At 60.6% G+C, this 2,523-nt stretch carries 3 protein-coding genes and 1 pseudogene; 2 read left to right on the top strand and 2 right to left on the bottom strand.

Annotation, left to right across the window (positions count from 1 at the left end; genetic code table 11):
• Positions 1 to 792: sugar phosphate nucleotidyltransferase (locus AC6FTP_RS26900; protein ID WP_497209975.1), on the bottom strand; the 792-nt coding region annotated here is incomplete at its 3' end.
• A gap of 123 nt (positions 793 to 915) precedes the next feature.
• Between AC6FTP_RS26900 and AC6FTP_RS26895 the strand changes: the two genes are divergently transcribed.
• Positions 916 to 1,890, top strand: coding sequence for a c-type cytochrome domain-containing protein (locus tag AC6FTP_RS26895; RefSeq protein ID WP_497209974.1), 975 nt, complete (start codon positions 916 to 918; stop codon positions 1,888 to 1,890).
• On the opposite strand, the gene AC6FTP_RS26890 is transcribed toward AC6FTP_RS26895, so the two are convergent.
• Positions 1,877 to 2,254, bottom strand: a complete 378-nt coding sequence (locus AC6FTP_RS26890) for a zinc-ribbon domain-containing protein (protein WP_497201719.1) — start codon at positions 2,252 to 2,254, stop codon at positions 1,877 to 1,879. The two genes, AC6FTP_RS26895 and AC6FTP_RS26890, sit on opposite strands and share 14 nt — an antisense overlap.
• Before the next feature lie 88 nt (positions 2,255 to 2,342).
• Between AC6FTP_RS26890 and AC6FTP_RS26885 the strand changes: the two are divergent.
• Positions 2,343 to 2,523 (top strand): annotated as a pseudogene (locus AC6FTP_RS26885) (sulfatase); the annotation flags it as partial.

Raw genomic sequence — 2,523 nt, 5'->3', positions numbered from 1 at the left:
GCCCTGGAAATTGTAGGCGTGGACTTTGCGGTCGCGGATGGCAGCAGGGATGATGTGCTTGCCGAAGTCCATGCAATCGTTGTCCAGACAGTCGATCAGGGTCTGGCGGTTGAAGACATAGATGCCCATGCTGGCCTGATAGCGCGCCTCCTTGGCATCGAGCCCCAGTTCGGTCAGTGTCTCCGCAGGCATCCGCAGAGTTTCGAGCAAGGTGGGATCTTTCGGCTTTTCCACAAACTCTCGGATGCGCCCGCTGGGCTCCGTTTTCATGATCCCAAAGCTCGTCGCGTCCCGCGCATTCACCGGCAGCGTCGCGATGGTCAGCTCCGCCCCCGTCTTGATGTGCTGCGTCATCACCTCGCGGAAATCCATGCGGTAGAGCTGATCCCCACTGAGGATGAGATAGTAGTCGTAATCGTTCTCGGTGAAGTACCGCATGTTCTGCCGCACGGCATCCGCAGTGCCCTGGTACCAGCGTTCACCATCTGGCGTCTGCTGCGCCGCGAGCACTTCCACAAACCCGCGCGTGAATTGATCAAACTTATAAGTCCGCGCGATGTGGCGGTTCAGGGACATGCTGTTGTACTGCGTGAGCACGAAGACCTGGCGCACCCCATAGTTGATGCAGTTGCTGATCGGGATGTCCACGAGGCGATACTTGCCCGCCAGAGGCACGGCAGGTTTTGCACGATCTTTCGTCAGTGGGAAGAGGCGCGTTCCTGCTCCACCGCCCATGACGATGGCCAGAGTGGAACGACGTAGGGCGCTATCGACGGCAACTGTGTTTGACATATCGGAATGGGTTATGGGCTGTTTTCCTGGAAAAATCGCACGGTGGCAAGGCGTTTCCACCACCGGTGAGATGAAACACGCCTTTGTGTTGACCCCACTATGCCCCCAACCCCCACCTCTGCCATGTCCCCGCTTGTGAATCGCTCCCTTCCTCTTGTCCTCATCGCGCTCAGCCTCCCCGCCCTCCGCTCGAATGCTGCGGTGAACTTTGAAAAAGACCTGCTTCCCGTCCTCACCAAAAAGTGTCTCGACTGCCACAGCGCACCCACCGTGGTCGATGGCAAACCCAAGAAGCCCAAGGGCGAACTCCGCCTCGATGCCGCCTGGGCCATGCTCAAAGGCGGTGAGACCGGCCCCGCTCTTGTTCCAAAAGATCTCGCCAAGAGCTACATGCACGATGTCGTCACCCTGCCCAAGGACGACGACATGTTCATGCCGCCCAAAGGCGACGCGATGACCGAAGCCGAGATCAAACTCCTCAAAGAGTGGATCGAATCCGGCGCTGACTTCGGCGCATGGAAAGGCAATATGGAAGGCGCTCCCGCCGACGTCGTGGCCGCTGCAGCCGCCAAAGCAGTCAAACCCCGCGAGCACGACCTCTTCTACGCCAAGCTCTCCGAAGGCCTGAAGCCAGCCCCCGAGGCCGCCATCGCCAAAGCCAAGGAAGGCGGAGCCCAGATCGCCCAGCTCAAGATCGACAGCGCCCTGCTCCGTGCCGACTTCCTCACCGGCGTCTCAAAGTGTGACGATGCCAAGATCACCGTCCTCGAACCGCTCAAAGACTACATCGCCCAGCTCGATCTCGGCCGCACCATCATCACCGATGCCGGATTGAAGACCGTCGCCCAGCTCTCCCGCCTCGTCTCCCTCGACCTCCGCCAAACCAAAATCACCGACGCCGGACTCGAAGCCCTCACCGGCCTGAAAAACCTCCAGGCCATCAATCTCTTCGGCACCGAGATCACCGACGCTGGCGTGAAGCACCTCGCTTCCATCAAGAGCCTCAAGCAGGTCACCCTCTTCCAGACCAAAGCCACCCCCGCCGGAGTCGCCGAGCTCAAGAAAGCCCTGCCCAAGGCCGTGGTCACGCTGAAGTGAGCGGCAGTTTCTGAGCCTTCTTAGCCCTGCGCGCAGAGATCCACTGCCACCCAAACATCAAAGCGCAGCAGGCAAAGAAGGCGGAAAAGATCATCCTCTCCTTCGGGGATCGCACTTCAAGACTGGCGGAGTAAGCCTGCGTCATGGCAATGACAGCGTAGCAGATGGCGAGCAATAAAGGACTCCTCTCAGCCCATTTCGAGCGCGCAGGAGTCGGCAGCGGGTCCATCACACCCGCCGCATCCACCGGGGTACCACATTCAGGGCAGAAGTTCGTCTCCAGCAGCACCTCCTTGCGGCACATCGGGCAGAGCGTCGCCCCATCGTGACGGTCCACGCCCAGCGGCTCGGTGTGGGTATTCATGCCAGGTATTAAAACCGAAGCCGAGTGGCCGATGCAATCCCTTTATATCAGGCAAGATCACCAGCCGCACCTCGTTCCCCACCGCCGCATGACACCCACGCGTCTCCTCCCTGCCCTGCTCGCCGCCCTTTGCCTCCCGCTCATCGCGGCGGACAAGCCCGACGTCCTCTTCATCGCCGTCGATGACCTCAATGACTGGGTCGGCAACCTCGGCGGGCATCCCCAGACCAAGACCCCGAACATTGATCGCCTCGTCGCCCGCGGCACCG

The organism is Prosthecobacter sp. (assembly GCF_044378005.1).
Classification (GTDB): Bacteria; Verrucomicrobiota; Verrucomicrobiia; order Verrucomicrobiales; family Verrucomicrobiaceae; genus Prosthecobacter.
Note: the sequence above shows the minus strand (reverse complement) of the source record. Positions and strands in the feature narration are given on the sequence as shown.